The organism is Wolbachia endosymbiont (group B) of Dolichovespula media (assembly GCF_947179505.1).
Classification (GTDB): domain Bacteria; phylum Pseudomonadota; class Alphaproteobacteria; order Rickettsiales; family Anaplasmataceae; genus Wolbachia.
This window is the reverse complement of sequence record NZ_CAMXBR010000003.1, coordinates 690013-709451: the sequence shown is the minus strand read 5'-3', so window position 1 is coordinate 709451 and position 19439 is coordinate 690013. Positions and strand designations below refer to the sequence as shown.

At 34.5% G+C, this 19439-nt stretch carries 16 protein-coding genes and 1 pseudogene; 7 read left to right on the top strand and 10 right to left on the bottom strand.

Annotation, left to right across the window (positions count from 1 at the left end):
- Position 1: 1 nt before the first annotated feature.
- The 4 genes from OM967_RS06005 to OM967_RS05990 form a co-directional block, all read right to left on the bottom strand.
- A complete protein-coding gene (locus OM967_RS06005; RefSeq protein WP_211907660.1) occupies positions 2-349 on the bottom strand; it encodes a diacylglycerol kinase in 348 nt (115 codons plus the stop codon).
- Positions 350-621: 272 nt separating this feature from the next.
- Complete coding sequence (gene carB, locus OM967_RS06000; RefSeq protein WP_250120205.1) at positions 622-3849, bottom strand: carbamoyl-phosphate synthase large subunit; 3228 nt, start codon at positions 3847-3849, stop codon at positions 622-624.
- 429 nt (positions 3850-4278) lie between these two features.
- On the bottom strand, positions 4279-5043 hold the full coding sequence (locus OM967_RS05995; RefSeq protein WP_250120206.1) for an SDR family NAD(P)-dependent oxidoreductase: 765 nt from the start codon (positions 5041-5043) through the stop codon (positions 4279-4281).
- The gene (locus tag OM967_RS05990) at positions 5030-5845 is read right to left on the bottom strand and encodes a YihY/virulence factor BrkB family protein (protein WP_264337790.1); all 816 of its coding nucleotides are present in this window, start codon (positions 5843-5845) and stop codon (positions 5030-5032) included. The genes OM967_RS05995 and OM967_RS05990 overlap by 14 nt, the downstream gene beginning before the upstream one ends.
- Positions 5846-5973: 128 nt before the next feature.
- On the opposite strand from OM967_RS05990, the gene OM967_RS05985 reads away from it, so the two are divergent.
- Positions 5974-6327, top strand: a complete 354-nt coding sequence (locus OM967_RS05985) for a TrbC/VirB2 family protein (RefSeq protein ID WP_211907655.1) — start codon at positions 5974-5976, stop codon at positions 6325-6327.
- A 749-nt stretch (positions 6328-7076) separates the two neighbouring features.
- On the opposite strand, the gene purF is transcribed toward OM967_RS05985, so the two are convergent.
- Positions 7077-8462, bottom strand: a complete 1386-nt coding sequence (gene purF, locus OM967_RS05980) for an amidophosphoribosyltransferase (RefSeq protein ID WP_250120208.1) — start codon at positions 8460-8462, stop codon at positions 7077-7079.
- Between the two features lie 249 nt (positions 8463-8711).
- Here purF and OM967_RS05975 point away from each other — a divergent pair, with 249 nt between their 5' ends.
- Complete coding sequence (locus OM967_RS05975) at positions 8712-9944, top strand: hypothetical protein (protein WP_264337789.1); 1233 nt, start codon at positions 8712-8714, stop codon at positions 9942-9944.
- Between the two features lie 131 nt (positions 9945-10075).
- On the opposite strand, the gene OM967_RS05970 is transcribed toward OM967_RS05975, so the two are convergent.
- The 3 genes from OM967_RS05970 to def all read right to left on the bottom strand — a co-directional run bounded on the left by OM967_RS05970 (position 10076) and on the right by def (position 12361).
- A complete protein-coding gene (locus OM967_RS05970; protein WP_211907652.1) occupies positions 10076-10615 on the bottom strand; it encodes a demethoxyubiquinone hydroxylase family protein in 540 nt (179 codons plus the stop codon).
- Positions 10616-11049: 434 nt separating this feature from the next.
- Positions 11050-11832, bottom strand: coding sequence for a uracil-DNA glycosylase (locus tag OM967_RS05965; RefSeq protein WP_211907651.1), 783 nt, complete (start codon positions 11830-11832; stop codon positions 11050-11052).
- Positions 11825-12361, bottom strand: coding sequence for a peptide deformylase (def, locus tag OM967_RS05960; protein ID WP_211907650.1), 537 nt, complete (start codon positions 12359-12361; stop codon positions 11825-11827). The genes OM967_RS05965 and def overlap by 8 nt, the downstream gene beginning before the upstream one ends.
- A 131-nt stretch (positions 12362-12492) precedes the next feature.
- Here def and ftsA point away from each other — a divergent pair, with 131 nt between their 5' ends.
- Positions 12493-13731, top strand: a complete 1239-nt coding sequence (ftsA, locus tag OM967_RS05955) for a cell division protein FtsA (RefSeq protein WP_211907649.1) — start codon at positions 12493-12495, stop codon at positions 13729-13731.
- Between the two features lie 112 nt (positions 13732-13843).
- A pseudogene (map, locus tag OM967_RS05950) lies at positions 13844-14632 on the top strand (type I methionyl aminopeptidase); the annotation flags it as partial.
- Positions 14633-14662: 30 nt separating this feature from the next.
- On the opposite strand, the gene OM967_RS05945 reads toward map, so the two are convergent.
- Positions 14663-15874: an MFS transporter gene (locus tag OM967_RS05945; RefSeq protein WP_211907647.1), complete on the bottom strand. Its 1212-nt coding sequence runs from the start codon at positions 15872-15874 to the stop codon at positions 14663-14665.
- A 205-nt stretch (positions 15875-16079) separates the two neighbouring features.
- On the opposite strand from OM967_RS05945, the gene rsmH reads away from it, so the two are divergent.
- On the top strand, positions 16080-16964 hold the full coding sequence (rsmH, locus tag OM967_RS05940; protein ID WP_264337788.1) for a 16S rRNA (cytosine(1402)-N(4))-methyltransferase RsmH: 885 nt from the start codon (positions 16080-16082) through the stop codon (positions 16962-16964).
- Positions 16965-17794: 830 nt separating this feature from the next.
- Here the strand turns inward: rsmH and OM967_RS05935 are convergent.
- Positions 17795-18094 (bottom strand): ETC complex I subunit, encoded by a 300-nt coding sequence (locus tag OM967_RS05935; RefSeq protein WP_211907645.1) that lies wholly within the window; start codon positions 18092-18094, stop codon positions 17795-17797.
- 142 nt (positions 18095-18236) lie between these two features.
- Between OM967_RS05935 and OM967_RS05930 the strand changes: the two genes are divergently transcribed.
- Together OM967_RS05930 and pth are read left to right on the top strand one after the other, a co-directional pair.
- A complete protein-coding gene (locus OM967_RS05930) occupies positions 18237-18848 on the top strand; it encodes a 50S ribosomal protein L25/general stress protein Ctc (RefSeq protein WP_211907644.1) in 612 nt (203 codons plus the stop codon).
- Positions 18848-19411 (top strand): aminoacyl-tRNA hydrolase, encoded by a 564-nt coding sequence (gene pth / locus OM967_RS05925; protein WP_211907643.1) that lies wholly within the window; start codon positions 18848-18850, stop codon positions 19409-19411. The genes OM967_RS05930 and pth overlap by 1 nt, the downstream gene beginning before the upstream one ends.
- Positions 19412-19439 lie beyond the last annotated feature (28 nt).

The following is a 19439-nucleotide window of genomic DNA, read 5'->3' as shown; positions in this document are numbered from 1 at the left end:
TTCATATCAATATTATCATCCATGTTATCAAGAAGTTAATTAATGAGAGAAAAACTGCTGCACTACCTAGATCTTTCACTTTTTTTGAAAGTATATGTTGTTCACTTAAAATACGCTCAATTGTTGTTTCAAAAGCAGTGTTAATAATTTCTACAATTAACACCAAAAATAGGCTACTTACCATTACTGCACGTTCTAAATTACTTACATCTAAAACAAACAAAGTTGAAACACATACTATAAAAAGTAGTAACTCCTGTCTGAACGCAATTTCTGATATAAAAGCTGATTTTATTCCTTCACAGGAGTATTGAATTGCTTTTATTAGACGAGTAATGCTTTTCTTCATTATCAATTTTGGAAACTCAATGAATTACACTTATTTGCACTCAGGTAAAAAATGCATGAAAACACCTTTCAGTCGTGATCACTTACAAAGATTTTTAAGTTAAAGTCTAGCATATTGTTTGAATCAAGAAAATTAGTACAAAGCCTTTCAACAAACGCTCAAGGCAATTATATATTGATACTGACACAAAAATCCTTTAATTAAATTTCTCTCGCCTTAGCTTACACGATCCTCATTTTGAAATAAGTAATAATTTATTATAGTCTTGATATTTAAACATTTTGTATCTGCTGTAATGATTTCACTTCCAATTTGCTATTCTTTACATATTGAATTGCAAGCGCTAACGCTTTACTCCCAGAAGCTGTGGTGCTATAAGCTATATTTTGCAAAATAGCAGTTCTCCTGATATCTTTGCTATCTGAGACTGATTTCACACCTTTTGAAGTATTGATTACTAGATTTATTTTTCCATCTTTGAGCATATCAACTATGTGGGGTCTGCCTTCTCTCACTTTATTTACAGCTTTTGCAGCAATGCCGTTATTGTTCAGATGCAAAGCTGTGCCTTTGGTGGCATATATTTCAAAACTCAGTTCTTTCAACATTCGTACAACAGGCAATATATACTCTTTATCATCATCTTTTACTGAAACCAGAGCTGTTCCTTCTGTTGGTAACTTGTATCCTGCAGCCATGTGCACTTTTGCAAGTGCAGCTCCGAAAGATAAGTCAATTCCCATCACTTCTCCTGTTGATTTCATTTCAGGACCAAGTAAAGTGTCAATTCCCGAAAAACGCGTAAATGGAAAAACAGCAGCTTTAACTGCAAAATGATTGAAAGGCTTGTTTTCCTGATTCAATTTTTTACCCAAAATAACCTGAGTGGCAAGCTTTGCAATAGGAATATTGATTACCTTGGAAATAAAAGGAACTGTACGGCTAGCCCTTAAATTCACTTCAAGTATGTATACATCACTCTCTTGAACAGCAAACTGAATGTTTATCAGACCTTTCACTTCTAGTGCAAGAGCTATTCTTTCAGTTTGGAGCTCGATCTCTTTTATTACTTCGTCACTCAATGTATTTGTCGGTATTGAGCATGTTGAATCGCCAGAGTGGATACCAGCTTCTTCAATGTGCTCCATGACCGCTGCAATGAAAACTTTTTTCCCATCACATACAGCATCAACGTCAACCTCAACTGCATTGACTAAAAATTTATCAAGAAGCAGTGACCCGTGTTCAAAAATTTTGGTTTGATTCAAGACATACTCTTTAAAGCTCTGAGTATCGTGTCTAATCGACATAGACTGACCGCCGAGGACATATGATGGCCTAACTACTAGTGGAAACCCCACCTTTTCTGCGTTGATTAACGCTTCTTTTACTGAATGACAGATAGAATTTTCAGGTTGTTTTAAATTAAGTTGCAAAGCAAGATTTTTAAATCTCATGCGATCTTCTGCAAGGTCAATAGAATCAAACGAAGTTCCCAGAATTTTGAAACCTCTCTCGTTAAGCACTTTGGCTAACTTTAAAGGTGTTTGACCACCTATTTGAACTATTACACCAACCAGTGTGCCATTTTCTTGCTCTTTGCTTAGTATTTCAAGCACATCCTCTGCAATCAGTGGGGCAAAATATAAACGATCAGCGGTATCATAATCAGTTGAAATGGTTTCCGGATTACAGTTAATCATTATTGTTTCATACCCCATTTCTTTGGCGGCAGAAGCTGCATGTACGCATGCATAATCAAACTCAATACCTTGACCAATGCGATTTGGACCACTTCCTAAAATGACAACTTTTTTTCGATCCGAAATATTCGCCTCACATTCCGTTTTATTTTCAACATCACCCTCATAGCAGCCATACATATAAGCAGTGCTCGATTCAAATTCAGCTGCACAAGTATCTACACGTTTATAAACTGGATTAACACCAAATTTTTTTCTCATTGCTTCAATCTGTTCTACTTTCTTATTGCTTAATTTTGCCAATCTTGCATCTGAAAACCCCATTTTTTTCAGCTCTAACATTTCATATGCAGTCTCAGGAAGGCCGTTTTCCTTGATTTTTTGTTCAGCTAATATAATTTGCTGTATATTCTGCAAAGACCATAAGTCATATCCTGTAATCGAATTTATTTCTTCTATGCTAATTCCGTGACGCATTGCGTCAGCAGCAATCAGTAATCTGTTTGGTAGCAATTTTGCTAATTGAGATTTTACGTGATCAATATCAATGTTCTCAGGAAATACTTCATCAAGTCCTGTAAGACCAGTTTCAAGTGAACGAAAAGCTTTCTGCAGTGACTCATTAAAAGTGCGGCCTATAGACATCACTTCCCCCACTGATTTCATGGAAGTTGATAGTTCACAATTCGTCCCCTTAAACTTCTCAAATTCAAAACGAGGAATTTTAGTGACGATATAATCAATCACTGGTTCAAATGCAGCAGGTATAACTGGAGCGCAATCATTACGTATCTCATCGAGTGAATAGCCGATAGCAAGTTTAGTTACAACTTTTGCAATAGGATAACCTGTTGCTTTTGAAGCAAGCGCAGAAGAGCGAGAAACCCTTGGATTCATTTCAATTACAACGAGGCTTCCATCTTCTTTAGGATTCACTGCAAACTGAACATTTGCACCACCGGCACTAACATCAATTTCTCTTAGCACTGCTATAGATGCATTTCTCATCTGTTGGTATTCTACGTCACGCAGAGTCAAAGCAGGAGCAACCGTGATACTATCTCCGGTGTGCACTCCCATTGGATCAATATTTTCTATCGAACAGACTATTATGCAGTTATCTTTACAATCACGGATAACTTCCATTTCATATTCTTTCCAGCCGATAATTGATTCATCTATCTGAACTTCATTTATTGGCGAAATTTTGAGAGCACTTTCTGCAATATTGAAAAACTCCTCTTTATTGTATGCTATGCCGCTACCTGCACCACCAAGGGTGAATGATGAGCGGATGATTGCTGGTAATCCAATGTAGTCCAAAGCCTCTTTTATTTGTTCTTGATTTTTTATAATAATACTTTTGGGATATTTCAGTCCTATTCTATCCATGGACTTACGGAATAACTCTCTATCCTCTGCTTTTTTTATTGCTTCTCTATTTACCCCTATTAATTCTACGTTGTATTTGTCTAACACTCCATCATCTGCAAGTTTTATTGCGCAATTGAGTGCTGTTTGCCCGCCCATTGTTGGCAATATTGCATCTGGCATCTCCTTGATTATAATTTTCTCTATGATTTCAGGCAGTACCGGCTCAATATAAGTTGCATCAGAGAATTCAGGATCTGTCATTATAGTTGCAGGATTGGAGTTAACTAAAATGACTTTATAACCTTCACTTTTTAATACTTTACAGCTTTGCGTTCCAGAATAATCAAACTCGCATGCCTGACCTATAACTATTGGGCCTGCTCCTATTACTAATATAGATTCTATATCTGTGCGTTTCGGCATAATTACAATAACGGTCTCTATTCAAGTAATGTTACCAATCTTTCCTGTATATGTGAATTTTTATTAAACCTATTAGCTAACTACTTTTAGGCTTGACGCATAACTGTACGAACATTGCAATTTGCGTGGCAGATTCCAGTGCTTGACACACAGCTGTACAAACATTCATTTTTGAAGGTAAATTGCACAGCAAATGATGTCATTCAAGTAGCTGACACTGGTTCCTTTATGACGGCAGTGACCAGAGGTGTCATCCCAGTCTGGGATCCAGAAAACTTAACTTTAAATAAGTGGCCGCACAATAAAGACTAGATTCCAGACTGGAATGACACCATAGAGGCACTGGGATGACATCCTTCCTAGTGGACTCAAATCACAATGTTCATACAGTTGTGGGCTTAACGGTATCTTTGCAGATACTATGGTAATTTACTCGGTAGATTTGCTAAGTGGCAAGATTTGTCCTGATATACTGCAGTCATCAGAAGCCAACTCTACGAATTTATTTGTTAACTTCTCAGGCGATACTAATTCAGATATATCTTTTCCCGAAAATGCTTGCTTATACATTTCACTATCGATAGGATCTTCCGAATACACGGCATTTATGCATAAGTTCGTATGCTTTGTCTCAGATGCATATATCTTCACCATTACTTCTAGTGCAGCCTTACTTGCAGCATATGGTACCCAATATGGATAAGAGGAAGGAGAAAGTGTTATCTCTGAGGTCATGAATATCGCTCTTCCAGCATTAGACTTTTTTAGTATTGGACCCAAATTTTTTAGCAAGTACCAACTGGCAGTAAAATTTGTATTCATTACGTTCTGTAGATCTTCAAGCTCACAATCATGAACAGAGCTCAACTTACCTAAAATTTCAGTGCATGTAATCAGTATATCAAGTGTTCCAGATTCTGATAATTTTGGGCTTTCTATCATATTTGCCAGTTTTTCTACGTTTTCAAAGTCTAAAAGATCAAGCTGAATTAGTTTCACAGAGCCTTCTTTAAGCTCTTCAATTTCGTTATACAATGGCTTGAGATTATCAAGAGATCTGGAAATCAGAATCACACATGCACCTTCTTTTACAAATCTTTTTGCAACAGAAGAGCCTATTCCACCTGAAGCCCCGGTAACTAAAGCTATTTTACCTTCTAACTTACCCATTTCTTTCTCTTTAGCAAGATTCATTGAAATATTTTAGCTGAAAATTAAATTTTGCTCCATATATAAAAATCAAACTTAGCACATAAAAAAATAGCAACGACATCACCACACCACCTAAACTTCCATATATCAAATTCAGTTGATCAAAGGAAGCTTTTAAATATTGCTTGAAAGCTGAAGCAGAGATCGTCCAAAGAATAACAGCCACACAAGATCCGGGAAATACGTCTGATAAGTTTTGCTTTATGTTTGGCAATGTAAAATATAGCCAAGATACTATAGTAAAAAGCACAAACTCAATAAGTAAATATCTAGTATAACTTAGCCCTTGGTAAGAAAAATCAATTAACATTGGCACTAATGTAAAAAATACTATAGTCAGAGTTGTAACAAGCGTAATTACTAAAAATTGTAATATACTGAGCACCCTTCTCCATATATAAGGCGATGAAACCGGAACTTTATAGGCCTTATTCAATATCGTTCTAAATCCTTCAATTGTTGATGAGGCAGTCCAAACAGCGCCTACAATTGCCAAGGTTAATAAGCTTTGCGGAGGGCCTGATATTATCTCCCTAATACGTGGCATCAAAGATGATAAAATATCCTGTGGCATGTTATCAATAATAAATGCCCAGCCGACATTGTATTGATCTAAGAAATTTGCGAACGTTGATGCCATGGCTATTAAAACAATAAGAAAAGGAAATATTGATAACAGGATTAAAAATGATAGATACCCTGCATGCTCCACTCCATCATTATAAATTGTGTCAATTAAAGCACGATAAAGGCAATAAACGATACTATAAAATTTCTGTAGCACTTGTAATATAAATAAACTAAGAAAAATATTCTAAATGAAATAAAGCATACTTTTAAGCAAAAAATCCTCACCGTTTACTTAAATTTAATCAAAATGATAGATAATCCAGCGTTAAATACGGAGGCATAATGAAAAACTTTCTTCTACTTGTAGCTTTAATTCTTTCCTTTGCATTTGATAATGCTTTTGCTGCTGCTGTTACTGATGATGCAACAACCAATACAATATGCAAAATAGTAGGCTATACTCACGGTATAGGCGGACCTATGATTACAATAGTGATAATAGGTGCAGCTTTGCTGGCAATATTTGGCAGAATGCCATGGCCAGCGCTTTTTGCACTTGGTGCATTTACTGCTGTGTTTTTTGGTGCACCTGTAGTTGTTTCAAAAATAGTACCAGGTGGTGTGATTTGTAAAGATGGTGCAACTGCTTGCCCTGATGGTAAAAGATGGGATGCAACAAAAAATACATGCTTATAATAAGCATTAAAGCTTCAAAACATTAGCAAATGGTGCTTCTTTAAGGAGCACCATCATTGCACGAACTTGTGACTTAAGCCACCATAAAGGTGTTATTCGAGTAGTCCCTCCCTTGTCATCCCAGTGCGTGACACTGGAATCCAGGAAATTTGATTGGATATTAAGTTTATGAGCATAGAAGCAGTTAATTTTATGTTAAAACACAACATTTTTGATGAGGCTGTATTAAGAGATGGATCCCAGTGTCAGCTACTTGAATGACACCTTTGCTATCTTCAAAAATGAATGCTCGTACAGCTGTGTGTCAGCTACTTACATAACGCCTCTCTAAAATTACTTTAGTTACAAATATTAAGAAATTTACTAAACGAAGAAAAAAGGCAAAAAAGTCCCCGTGTAACGAGTTTTGACCCTATAATAATTTAAATTGGCATTGTAATAATGTGCTAACGCTTAAAATAAGCGCGATTTGGCTGAATGTAGAAAAAATTTAAAAGACATGCAGCCGCTATAATTTGTGTGTAATTTGCCAATAAATATTTGAGTTTTTTTACTGAATTTTGTGATTGAGCCTGCAGGTCAAAAACAAGGATAACTACTCTTAGTATCATAGTAAAGGGAATGACGAAATTTGTAAAGTAGTTTTCACTCAAATGACGCCCAGGCAAAAACTATATGGTTATGCAAAAAATCTATTTTTAAAACTGTTAATATAACATAGAAAAAACCTCACCTTCATTAATAATAGATTACTTACCAATTGGGTAGTCACCAGTGAAGCAAGCATCACAATATTGCGGTGTAGCGTTGTTACGTTTTTCTTCTTTAACAGCCCTGTATAGTCCATCAATACTCAAGAAGGCTAGGCTATTTACTCCTATAATTTCCTTAATTTCCTCTACAGATTTATTTGCAGCAATTAAATCTTTGCACTCTGGAGTATCTATTCCATAAAAACAAGAATGCTTAATTGGTGGGCTTGAAATTTTGAGGTGAATCTCTTTTACTTCCGCATCCTTTAGCATAACTATTATATTTCTGAGCGTACTACCACGCACTATACTATCATCTATTAAAATTATGTTTTTGCCTTTCAAAGTGTGCTTATTAGCATTGAATTTTAATTTTATTCTAACTTTACGTACTTCAGCGGTGGGTTGTATAAAAGTTCTTCCTATGTAATGATTACGAATTATCCCCAGTTCCATAGGTAATCCTGAATGCTTTGCATATCCAATAGCTGCAGGTATTCCAGAATCAGGTATTGGTACAACCATATCTACATTGTTTTTTGGTGGGCTCTCTTCTGCAAGTATTCTTCCTATTTCTTTTCTTATATCATATATGGACCTCTTCTCCATTATGCTGTCTGGTCTCGAGAAGTAAACGTATTCAAAAATACAAAAACTTGATTTTTGCTGTGGGAAAGGAAACATTGAGTCTAGCTTACTATCCGAACTGATGGTAACTAATTCGCCTGGTTCTATTTCTCTAATAAACTCTGCATTTATTATATCAAGAGCACAAGTTTCAGATGCAAGAACGTAAGAACCGTTTAACTTTCCTAAAACAAGAGGCCTGATTCCAGATGGATCACGTACTCCAATAACTACTTCTTGATTGATTGCCACAAAAGAATAAGCACCTTGTATTTGCTTTAATGCATATATAAAACTCTCTAAAAAGCTATCTTTTTCACTGCTTGCTGTCAGATGCACTACTACTTCTGTATCAATATCTGACTGAAAAACGCACTCTTGTTTAATTAATTGTTCGCGTATCGGAGAAATATTAATTAAATTACCATTATGTGCTATGGCAAAATCCCCAAATTTGCCACTTTTGCCAAACATGGGTTGCACTCCAAATTTACTACCACTTGTTGAGTATCGAACATGACCTATTGCACAATCCCCAGGTAAGGATTTCTTTATTTCATCTATATCATCAAATACACTGCTCACTTGGCCTTGAAAGTGATAAGAGTGCAGCTTATCGTTGTTACTGGTTACTACGCCAAAAGACTCTTGACCTCTATGCTGCAAAGCGTGGAGAGCAAGTATAGAGTTAAAAGCAGCACTTTGGTTGTAACTTATGCCAAATACCCCACACTCCTCACGTACTTCATCAAGCATGAAAAATATTAAATAAAGCCTGATTGTACTTTAGTAGAGGCAAAGTACAAGAATTTTATTTGTTAATCCCTTTCAAATTTGAAGCTTGCTACGGTAGTTTTGATGTATACCAGAAAGTAGGTTATATGCAATTAACCAATTTTGAGATTTTTGACAATTTTTTAGCACTGAAGAGAAAAAGATATTTTTATTGACTTATCTATGTATTGAAGTAATCACTAAAAAGTTTTAGTGGTTATGGTATATAATATGTCTAAGAAAGTAGGTAAACAAGGTGAAAGTAATCTTATTTTAGAGCCTGAACAGTTCTCTAACAAGTTCTTCAATAGTCAACAGAGTAGTTCATCAAATCCAAAATTACCGACTATAAGTCGTAAAGATAGGCATATGGATTTAACCAAGAAAAGGTACGCAAAAAACAAAGATGTTGCAGAATATCTAAGGAGTTATGACTTTATTAAAAGAGCAGAGGAATTGTCAATAATTTATCTTTTTGAGCGAGACCCATCTTCTACGAAATTGCAAATACCATTGACTACAGATGAACAAATTCTAGTTAAAAAATTTTGTGATGAGATGATAAAAGGTATAACAGAACACGATGAGCAAGAAAGCGTTTTAAAGTACATGGAACGCATAATAGAGGATTATTTAAATCAAGGAATAAGATTAAACTCATATTACGGTAAGGACAATAAGACTGTAACAAATTTTATATTTGAAAAAATGGAAGAATTAATTAATCGCTTTCATGCAAATCCACACAATTCAACTACAAAAAATATCATACAAAAGATCACTCGTAATTTAGTGTTAAAAGGTGGGGTAGAAAAAGGATTATCTTTTTATAGCGATATTGAAGGCGGATATTACGGATCTAATTATTTAAATGATCTTAACGAACAATGTAAGAGTAAGAAAAAAATGCTAGAGGGTCTAGCATATGAAGGTATTGTGAAAGAAAATAACAAGCAAATTGATAAATATGATCTTGAAGTAGAAGTAGATAATAAATATTTTTATATTAAGTATCCACAAGGTAGTATTGTTGAAACTGCAAGAACTTTAAATAATGAAAAAGCTAAGGATTTAGAAGTTGGCATATTTCAGATTGAGGAAAGTATAGTAAAAGTTGAAATTACACAAGATGGAAAAAGAAATTACACAGATATCTTAAAAGGTGGTATTGAAATATTTTTTACTACTAAAATAGGAGAGATTAGTATTTATCTACGGAAAGATGGTAATAAAATGGTAGTAGAAATTGATGAGAAAAGCAAAATAAGATTTAGCAAGTTAGAAAACAAATCAAGCTTTGGAGGGAATTGTCTTATACAGGGGAAAAGTGTTTTAGAAGTTATGGGCAAGAGTTTTGAAAATATTCCTGAGGAGTTAACTCAGACTATTAAAAACGTTCCATCTACTAGTCTTATGCAAACATGTTTACAACAACAAGAAAACTCTAATAGGGAATTAAATTAATGTATTTTTAGGATAATAATTAAGAAATTAATTATAAACATTCATACGCATTCGATTGGAGTAGAGGATATGGGGCAGCAATTAGCACAAGAACTAAAGGCAAATGTGGTTGGTTGTCAAATAGTGATTGATTAAATCAATTTAGAGAGATAAATAGCAGCTTTGCAGCTTGTTTTTATGAACAAAGATAAAACGTTGTAGCCAAGTGCGCTTTCGGCATTGTGCTGAATTGCAATATCTCTGTGTTCTAACTCCTCATCACGAAACTTACTTATGGTTTCTCTTAATTCCCCATCTTCTAAATGTAAGACTTGCTCCTTGTAGTGCTCTCCGATCACTTCTTCAACTGCAGCAGTGCAAGCCATAGCGGCTTTTTTACCCATCATAGCAGTTACAACACCAAGTGTCACCCCTAAAGCACGCCAAATTGGCAACAAAACAGTAGGACGAACTCTTTGCTCCTTGATTTTCTCATTAAAATAGTGGAAATGTTTTTTTTCCTGCTCCTCCATTTCAATTATTTTGTCAATTATGGAAGATTTTTTAAGAATAAATTTTTGACCAGAATAAATACAAATGGCTCCATATTCGCCAGCATGATTTACTCTAATTGCTTGTTCTAAAAAATTTCCTTTCAATTTTTTTATATTGCTTTCCAATGTCTCCTCCATTTATTTCTGCATTAGTACTACTATAAACCAACATATTATAGAGTAAATAAAATTCCATGCGTGCATTGGACCAACATTGTGATTATAGGAACTCAAGCAGCTATAGCAACGGCAAGAGTTACTTGACGGACTCCGCCATTCTCCTTAAAATAAGGGTGAAGATATATTATTTATCTTCAGTCTGTGCAGATAAAGCGACAAAAAGCTCAATATACTTGATGTTTAATTTTTTGCACTATGTGCACTCTATGTCTTTATAAAACTTTTACCCACATAAGCTAAAATGCGCTTATCAAAGGATTTAACACAATGAAAAACGCCAATTAAAAAAATAGGTAGTAGCTGATAGATTTTCTTTTGCCTTTTTCTCTGTTTAGTAGATTTTTCAATATTTAATTCAATTAGCCGGTACTAAGACGATAACGAGTAGTAAGCTAAACATCCGTGTAGTTATTGGTATTATCAAGATATTCCCTAATCTTCTTCAAATCTTCCCAAGCTAAGCGTTTTTGTGCTGGTTGACGAAGTAGATAGGCTGGATGAAATATAGCGGCTGTAGTAATTGAATGAGATAAATATTGGTTAGTATAAGTATGAAATCTGCCACGCAAGTTCGATATAGTCTTTGTGTTATCAAGAAGGCTATAACATGCAATTCCTCCGACAAAAATCAGAATTTGCGGTAAAATAAGAGCAATGTGCTTCTCAACAAATGGTCTGCACATATCAAGCTCTAGGTCAGTTGGTTTTCTATTACCTGGTGGACGCCAAAACACCGCGTTGCTTATATACACCTTAGTGCGGTCCAGACTAATTGCACCGAGCATCTTATCGAGCAGCATTCCGCTTGCACCACAAAATGGTATGCCTTTCAGGTCTTCATTTGCTCCTGGTGCTTCACCAATAAGCATGATTTTTGCATTCGGATTACCATCAGAAAAAACAGTATTAGTTGCAGTTTTTTTTATTTCACAACCCTCAAATGACTTAACTGCACTTCTTAGTTCATCTACACTACTACATTGACTTGCAAGCTTCCTTGCTTCAATGATCCAGTCACTTGGGAACATGGTTTGTTGTTCTTTTTTCTGCTCGATGACAGAAGATTGTGCAGCTCTCTCATTTTCCATTTTTTTTTCCTCTTCACTTTCAGTTAGTGTGCAATCAACTCCCACTTCATGATAGAACTTCAACAATTCTAGATCTTCATTACTCATAGTGCCTCTTAACCTTTTGTGCTTTTTTCATAGCCAAATCATACTTCAACCTAGATAAATGTCTAATGTATAATATACCATTTAAGTGATCCAATTCATGCTGAATACACCTTGCAAGCCAACCACTAGCTTTTAGCGTCTGTTCTTCGTTATTTAAGTTTTTATATTTTACAGTTAAATATTTTGGACGCTTGATTTCATGGCTTTGCTCCGGAATTGAAAGACATCCTTCACTCATAATGACTTGTTCATCAGATAATTCCTTAATTTCAGGGTTAATCATACAAAACTTGCCAACTGAGTCATACCCTGCTAGCTCATCTTCTTCCTTCCCTGGACTAACGTCCATGACAAAAATTCTCTTCAGCACTCCAACTTGTACTGCAGCAAGACCAAGACCTTCTGCATCGTACATAGTTTCAAACATGTCGTTTACTAATTCTTTAATTTTATCGGTTATATCTATTACTTCACTGGCGCGTGTAGTTAATCTTTCGTCAGGAGCAATTACAATTGGTAACTTAGACATAAAAATTGTAATTCTGTGTTTTATTTTTCTTTTTGTCTAGGTATATTAAAATGTTGCTACATTTATGATAGAAATATAAATTCATTCAGGGAAGCTACAATTTAAATGGAATCGCATCATAAGGTCAACTAATGTACTCTGCAGTAATAACAAAACCAAAGCAGAATGTTTTTGCTGTTTTAGACGTAGGTACAACAAAAATTATCTGCCTCATCGTTAAGATCAATAGCAATTTCAGCTATAAAATAATAGGAACGGGTTATAAAAGTGCAGAAGGTATAAGTGGCGGATCAATAACTGACGCAAAGCATGCAAGTTACTCTATTTCATCAACTGTAGGTTTAGCTGAACAAGTATCAGAAGAGACTATAGACCAGATATATGTGAATGTAGCCGGATGTGGAATCTCATCTTTTTACGTACATAACGAAATAATTGCAGCTAATCACGAAATTTCAGACCGAGACATAAAACGTGTAGTCTTTCAGACATTTGAGAAATATATCGAAGAAAATGTCATCATTCACAATATACCACTGAAATATCACTTAGATGATATGACTGACATAAAGGAAGTCAGTGGATTATATGGAAAAAGATTATCTGCTGATGTTAATGTTGTCACTGCTTCGCGTCCAGCGCTTACCAATATCGAAAATTGTATAACTAATAATAGTGGGATAAGTATGGCTGGTTGTGTTGCTTCTGCATATTCTGCAGGCCTTGCCTGTCTAAGTAAAGATGAAAAAGAGCTAGGAACTGCCGTTGTTGACATAGGAGGTGGATGCACTGCAATTGGAATTTTTAAGAGAGGAAAACTTGTGTACACAAGCAGCATTCCAATTGGTGGCATTCACATTACCCGAGATATAGCTTATGGACTATGCACAAGTATAGAGCATGCTGAACGCATAAAAATACTATACGGTAGCACTATTGTAACTTCAATAGATGAGAATGAATGTATTGCAGTGCAAAGTAATGAAAGCGATGAACCAACTCAAGTGTTTAAGTCTGAACTTGTTAACATCATAAGACCAAGGATTGAGGAAATACTTGAGCTGATAAGAGAACAATTTCAAGAACAGAAAGATCCAATTAATAAAGTAGTGATCACAGGTGGAACCAGTCAACTCACAAGCATGAAAGAAATTGCAAGCTATATATTCAATAAACAAGTCCGTATCGGATGCCCTGAATCTTGTAGCGGTCTTGATGGCGAATACGACAAAAATCCTGTATTTTCTGCTGCTTTAGGCTCTATAAAGCTAATAGTTGACACCTTTTATAGAAATAATTCTGGAATGCTTGGTCACGATGGCAAAATAAGTAAGTTATACCATTGGGTTAAATCAAAAGTCACAGTCTAGATTTTTGTCTTTATCTCTTAATATACAAATGGCTTGATCTAGGAGCTTATTTTTATAGTATTATTAAACTGATGTATCCGTAAGAAAAGCAGAAAATTACAATAAAAACGTAAGAAACATGAACATAACTATACATTCACAAGAAGATTTTGACTTTATGCGTAAAGCTGGCAGGCTTGCAGCTGAAACCCTTGATTTTATTGCACCATACGTCAAAGTAGGCGTAACAACTAATGAATTAAATGATCTATGTCACGATTTTATAATCAATGCAGGTGCAATTCCAGCACCACTGAATTATAAGGGATATCCGAAATCAATTTGTACTTCGAAAAATGCTGTTGTATGTCATGGTATTCCTGATGATAAACCTCTTAAAGATGGAGATATTTTAAATATTGACGTTACAGTGATTTTAAATGGCTGGTATGGTGATACAAGTCGCATGTTTTGGACTGGTAAACCCTCAATAAAAGCAAAGCGTTTGTGTAATGCTGCCTACAATGCGCTAATGGAAGCGATAAAACAAGTTAAGCCCGGCAATAAGTTAAATGAAATAGGATTTGCTATAGAAAAATATATTGAAGATTTTGGATATTCTATCGTACGCAATTATTGTGGACATGGCATAGGAAAGGTTTTTCATGCTCCACCAAATGTTGTACATTTTTATGATGAAGGTGAGGATCTTATCTTAAAAGAAGGCATGTTTTTTACGATAGAACCAATGATCAATGCTGGAAAACATGAAACTCTTCTCAGCAAGCTAGATGGCTGGACAGTGACAACACGTGATCTTTCACTTTCTGCACAGTTTGAGCATACGCTTGGAGTCACAAAAGATGGAGTTGAAATATTTACACTATCACCTAAAAATTGGCATTTTCCACCTTATGATTAGATTTTTTAAACACTTGGTTTTTGAAAAAATCTAACTCTTAACTTGTGATATAGCAACTAACCCAATTAGTGCACAGAAAATCATGTAAAAACTTGCTAAAGTTCCTTGTCCTGTAACTTTGATAATAGTTGTGCATATAAATGGTGCAAGACCACCAAAAAATCCCGAAGCTATATTTCTTGATAAACCAAATCCACTATATCGTACCTTTATTGGGAATAATTCGCACATAAAGGCGCTAACAGGACCAAGAGAAGCAGCTATTGGGATTATAAAAAGAACGTGCGCCATTATGGTGAGCAAATTATTACCACTTAGTATCATTGAAAAAACTGGATAACTTACTACTATAAAAGTCACAAATGCAAATTTCATGACTCTTTCTCTCCCTACCTTATCAGAAAGTATTGCAAATAGTATAGTCAATCCTCCAAGTGCAACCTGATTCAATATTTCTACTGCGTGATTAAAGTGAGTGTTTATTGTTGATGCAAGTAGATTAAAAAACACTAAATATATGTAAAGAGATGCATTCTCAACTATGTCAACTCCAATTGATATTAGAAAAGGTTTTTTATAGCCATTTAACAGTTCTTTTAACGGTAATTCATGTGGCTTTTCCTGCTTTTTATATTCTGGGCTTTCATCGAGTATATATCTCATATATATACTGATTAATCCTATTACAAAACTGAAAATAAAAGGCAATCTCCATCCCCAAGATTCAAAATCGGATACTTTTTTGCATATAAGCACCACTATAAGACTTAATATTGAGCCAAGAATTGCGCTCAATACTTCAATACTGCTAAAGAATCCTCTTTTATTTTTAGGAGCATGCTCTATTAAAAATGGGGCATTTCCTGCCTCTCCTCCAAGAGATATACCCTGCAATAATCTTAAACATACCACCAGTACTGATGCGAGTACCCCAATGTTCTGATACCCTGGAACAAATGCAATAAGTACGGTTGATAGAGTCATCAATATGATAGAGAGAAATAGAGCAATCCTTCTTCCATATTTATCGCCAATGTGGCCAAATATAGCAGCACCAATTGGTCTTATTAAGAAACCCACTGCAAACACTCCAAAAGCTTTAAGTATGCTGACTAATTTGTCGTCTGATGGAAAAAACACATCTCCGATTATGCTTATTAGATGGCTGAAAAGCATGTGATCATACCACAACAAAGTGTTACAAATTAAACTTGATAGTATTACTTTTGTTATTTGTTGCACGAAATCTTCCGTAATTTGTTTGATATTATAGTAATATTACTTACTTTTTCAAACGTGAATTATGTAAATGTTATATTAATAATATTATCTTATTAAATTTTTATATCGTTGATTATATTTAAATATTCTTATACTATACCTATATATTTCCATATATTTTTTGGCGAGAAAGTTATTTTAATTTAAGTGCACAAAGTCTCTTGATATGACACATATTCCAGTTTTGTTAAAAGAGATGATACTGCAATTGTCACCACACAGTGGTGGTATATATGTGGATGCCACGTTTGGAGCTGGAGGATATAGCAAAGCAATATTGGAATCCGCTGATTGCAAAGTGTATGCAATTGATAGGGATGAAACAGTTACCAAATTTTATGATGATCTGAACGTTAAATACCCTGATAGAATAAATCTATTTATTGAGAAATTTAGTAATATTAAAAATTTATTAGATAGTAATAATATTAAAGGTATCAATGGAATAGTTTTCGACGTTGGAGTTTCATCTATGCAGCTTGATAATGGAGATAGAGGATTCTCATTTCTACGTGATGGCCCACTTAACATGAGAATGGATAACTATTCTCATATGAATGCTTCGACGTTTGTTAACGCTTTACGTGAAGAAGAGATTGCGAACACTATATATAATTATGGGGGTGAGCGTCATTCTCGTAAAATCGCAAGAGCGATAGTAAATGCGCGGAAGAAGAAAATTATCAAAACTACATTTGAACTTGCGGATATTGTACGTTCTGTAGTGTTTCGTGGAAAAAGCAAGATTGACCCTGCAACTAGAACATTTCAGGCAATCAGAATATGGGTAAATGATGAGCTAGGAGAGCTTAAAAAGGGTATTAAAGCTGCATCTGAGATTTTAAGTGAAAACGGCAAATTAATTGTAGTTACCTTTCATTCTCTAGAAGATCGTATAGTTAAAACCCTTTTTAAAGATTTGTGTGAACCAGGACCTACCAAGATATTCTCCCTTTTAAACAAAAAAGTGATTAAAGCAAGTGCGGAAGAAATAAATGCAAATCCGCGTGCGCGTTCAGCAAAATTAAGAGCTATACAGAGGTTGTCATAAGAACCTTCTGTATTATTTCAATAACTATGTTTTTATTATAGGGTCATTTAAGGTAAAATTACATGTCCACTCACTAAATAAATAGCTAACACAAATAGAACGTGAAATTAATTTAGTGCAAAGCAACATAAAAGTTCTTCAAGCAGAATGAAGTTATTTGAGTAATCCAAAAGGGGCTTGTAAAGCTTATGGAGAAATATATAAAAAAATAACTCTTTGATACTAGCTAGCCAGGTTCAACTCTCTAAATAGCCGCAGTGCGTTAGCACAATTTAAAACCTAGAGTAACAATTAGAACCTATCTTGCAAGGGAAATTTGAAATATTAACGTAAAAAATTGCTTCCATATATTTTAAATCTGATTATCATTACAGTTAGAGATATTTTAAGAGCTCAAAATCTATCTTCGTCTGCAGACTTTTCAGTCAAATTTTTAATCAAAAAGCGTAGCGTATCTTCTTCAGAGCATGTAAGTGTGCTTAATTTCTGTCATATGTGCGCTGCACTTTTTTCTAATCTTTTTTACACAGGAGGATTTTATGTCCAGAATTTCAGATACTTGACCTTTACTTTAGCTAAAAACCAATAGGCGCCTATGGCTAATTAAAATAAAAATTTTTCTAATATATAGAAGAATTACAAAATCACTGTTACTGAAAACGGGGCAAGAAAGCTGCTAATGTCAAAGAATTTTAGGTAAACATTGTTTGCTTGACGTATGAGCGTGCTCTCCTTACTTCAAGAACTCTTTAATATATGCTTAACCACTTAAGTCCTTTCAAGATATGTTCTTAAATTTAGGCTTTTAGATAAACACACTACGATAAAACTTACTTTGATACGAAATTATTCGCATAAGATTTTGGCAGTCTTTTAACATCTTTTGGCATTTCAATTGTGTACTTTGTGTTGTGTTTCTTTGCGTAAGATACTGCTTTTTCAAGAGAATCAAACTTTAATACAATCTGTTTTTGGGGATCTTTTGATCCAAACCACCCCATCAAAGGTTCAATATAGTAAGAACAAGGCTCAATTTTTAGGTGCCAGAATTTTGTATTACCTAAACCAGATTGTGTTGCAGTTTTTGTTGGCTTATAAATCTTAAAAACTACTTGATCGTCAATACTCATAGTCCTTACTACGTAATCTTCAGTATATATCTAAATAAATTTTTCCACAAAGAATTAGTGTGAAAGAATGAAGTTTGAAATAAATATTTTTATGTTATATTATTAAATTATATAAAAAGGATTAGCTGAATAGGAGTAATCGATGGCACAGCAAGAAATGGTAACAATTAATGCAGAGTTACGTGATGTAAAAAAAAAGAAAGCGATGCAGGCTCTGAGGGAGAAGGGAAGTATACCTGCAGTTATATATGGCAAAGGGCATGATAACGTAAATTTGACATTGTCTGCAAAGGAATTTACTAAACAATATAAATCAGGTGCTCTTTCTGCACATTTAATAGAACTAGATATTTCAGGGAAAAAAGAATATGCTCTTGTTCGTGATATTCAATGGCATGTAGTAAAGGATACTGTGCAACATGTTGATTTTCAGTTTGTTGATAAAGGTAGTGAAATTAAAATAGATATACCTTTATCATTCATCAATGAAAGTAAATCACCAGGAATCAAATTAGGTGGAGTGCTTAATGTTTTGTGTCGTTCTATTACTGTCAAATGCTCTCCTGAGAAAATACCTCAAGTCATAGAAATTGATTTGTCTGGCAAAATGATTGGTCAGTCTATACATATCAATGATGTAAAATTGCCAGAAGGTGTTAAATTTGTAGCTCATGAAGAAGAAAATTTCACCATTGTAACAATCTCTGCTGCTGATAGTGATGTTGAAGAGCCTCAAACAAAAACAGAGGAGTAGTGCATTTAATAGCTGGGCTTGGTAATCCTGGTAGTAAATATGAATTAACTCACCATAATATTGGCTTCATAGTTATTGACGCAATTCACAAATATTGGAATTTTCAGTCATTTTCTAATAAAGCTGATTACTTGATAACCTCTGGCATAATTAATAATAATAAAATCATGCTGATAAAACCTTATTCATTTATGAATAATTCAGGTATTCCTATTGCAAAAATAAAAAATTTTTACAAATTATCGCTAGACAATATTGTTGTCATACATGATGATGCTGACTTAAAATTCGGAAGAATAAAAGTAAAAAAAGGCGGTAGCTCTGCTGGACACAATGGACTTAAGTCTATAGATAGCTTTATTGGTAACGATTATTGGCGTTTGAGATTTGGAGTAGGTAGGCCTGAAAATCGGAAAAGCTTAGCAGATTATGTATTATCAAAATTTGAAAATTTTGATAACGCTATCCTCTTAGTGGAAAAAATAGCAAAGAATATACACCTAATGCTGCAAGGAGATAACGCAGCTTTCATCAACTCGGTTGAGAGTGAAACTTTAGTATAGCAAACGAATACTGCCCAATACAAACTAA

Coding starts and splice junctions, on each gene's coding strand:
- OM967_RS05965 (WP_211907651.1), bottom strand. CDS start 11,832: ATGAGTAATGAAGATCTAGAATTGTTGAAGTTCTATCATGAAGTGGGA.
- OM967_RS05970 (WP_211907652.1), bottom strand. CDS start 10,615: ATGGAGGAGACATTGGAAAGCAATATAAAAAAATTGAAAGGAAATTTT.
- OM967_RS06005 (WP_211907660.1), bottom strand. CDS start 349: ATGAAGAAAAGCATTACTCGTCTAATAAAAGCAATTCAATACTCCTGT.
- ftsA (WP_211907649.1), top strand. CDS start 12,493: ATGTACTCTGCAGTAATAACAAAACCAAAGCAGAATGTTTTTGCTGTT.
- carB (WP_250120205.1), bottom strand. CDS start 3,849: ATGCCGAAACGCACAGATATAGAATCTATATTAGTAATAGGAGCAGGC.
- OM967_RS05985 (WP_211907655.1), top strand. CDS start 5,974: ATGAAAAACTTTCTTCTACTTGTAGCTTTAATTCTTTCCTTTGCATTT.
- purF (WP_250120208.1), bottom strand. CDS start 8,462: ATGCTTGATGAAGTACGTGAGGAGTGTGGGGTATTTGGCATAAGTTAC.
- OM967_RS05930 (WP_211907644.1), top strand. CDS start 18,237: ATGGCACAGCAAGAAATGGTAACAATTAATGCAGAGTTACGTGATGTA.
- OM967_RS05995 (WP_250120206.1), bottom strand. CDS start 5,043: ATGAATCTTGCTAAAGAGAAAGAAATGGGTAAGTTAGAAGGTAAAATA.
- OM967_RS05935 (WP_211907645.1), bottom strand. CDS start 18,094: ATGAGTATTGACGATCAAGTAGTTTTTAAGATTTATAAGCCAACAAAA.
- OM967_RS05975 (WP_264337789.1), top strand. CDS start 8,712: ATGTCTAAGAAAGTAGGTAAACAAGGTGAAAGTAATCTTATTTTAGAG.
- rsmH (WP_264337788.1), top strand. CDS start 16,080: ATGACACATATTCCAGTTTTGTTAAAAGAGATGATACTGCAATTGTCA.
- def (WP_211907650.1), bottom strand. CDS start 12,361: ATGTCTAAGTTACCAATTGTAATTGCTCCTGACGAAAGATTAACTACA.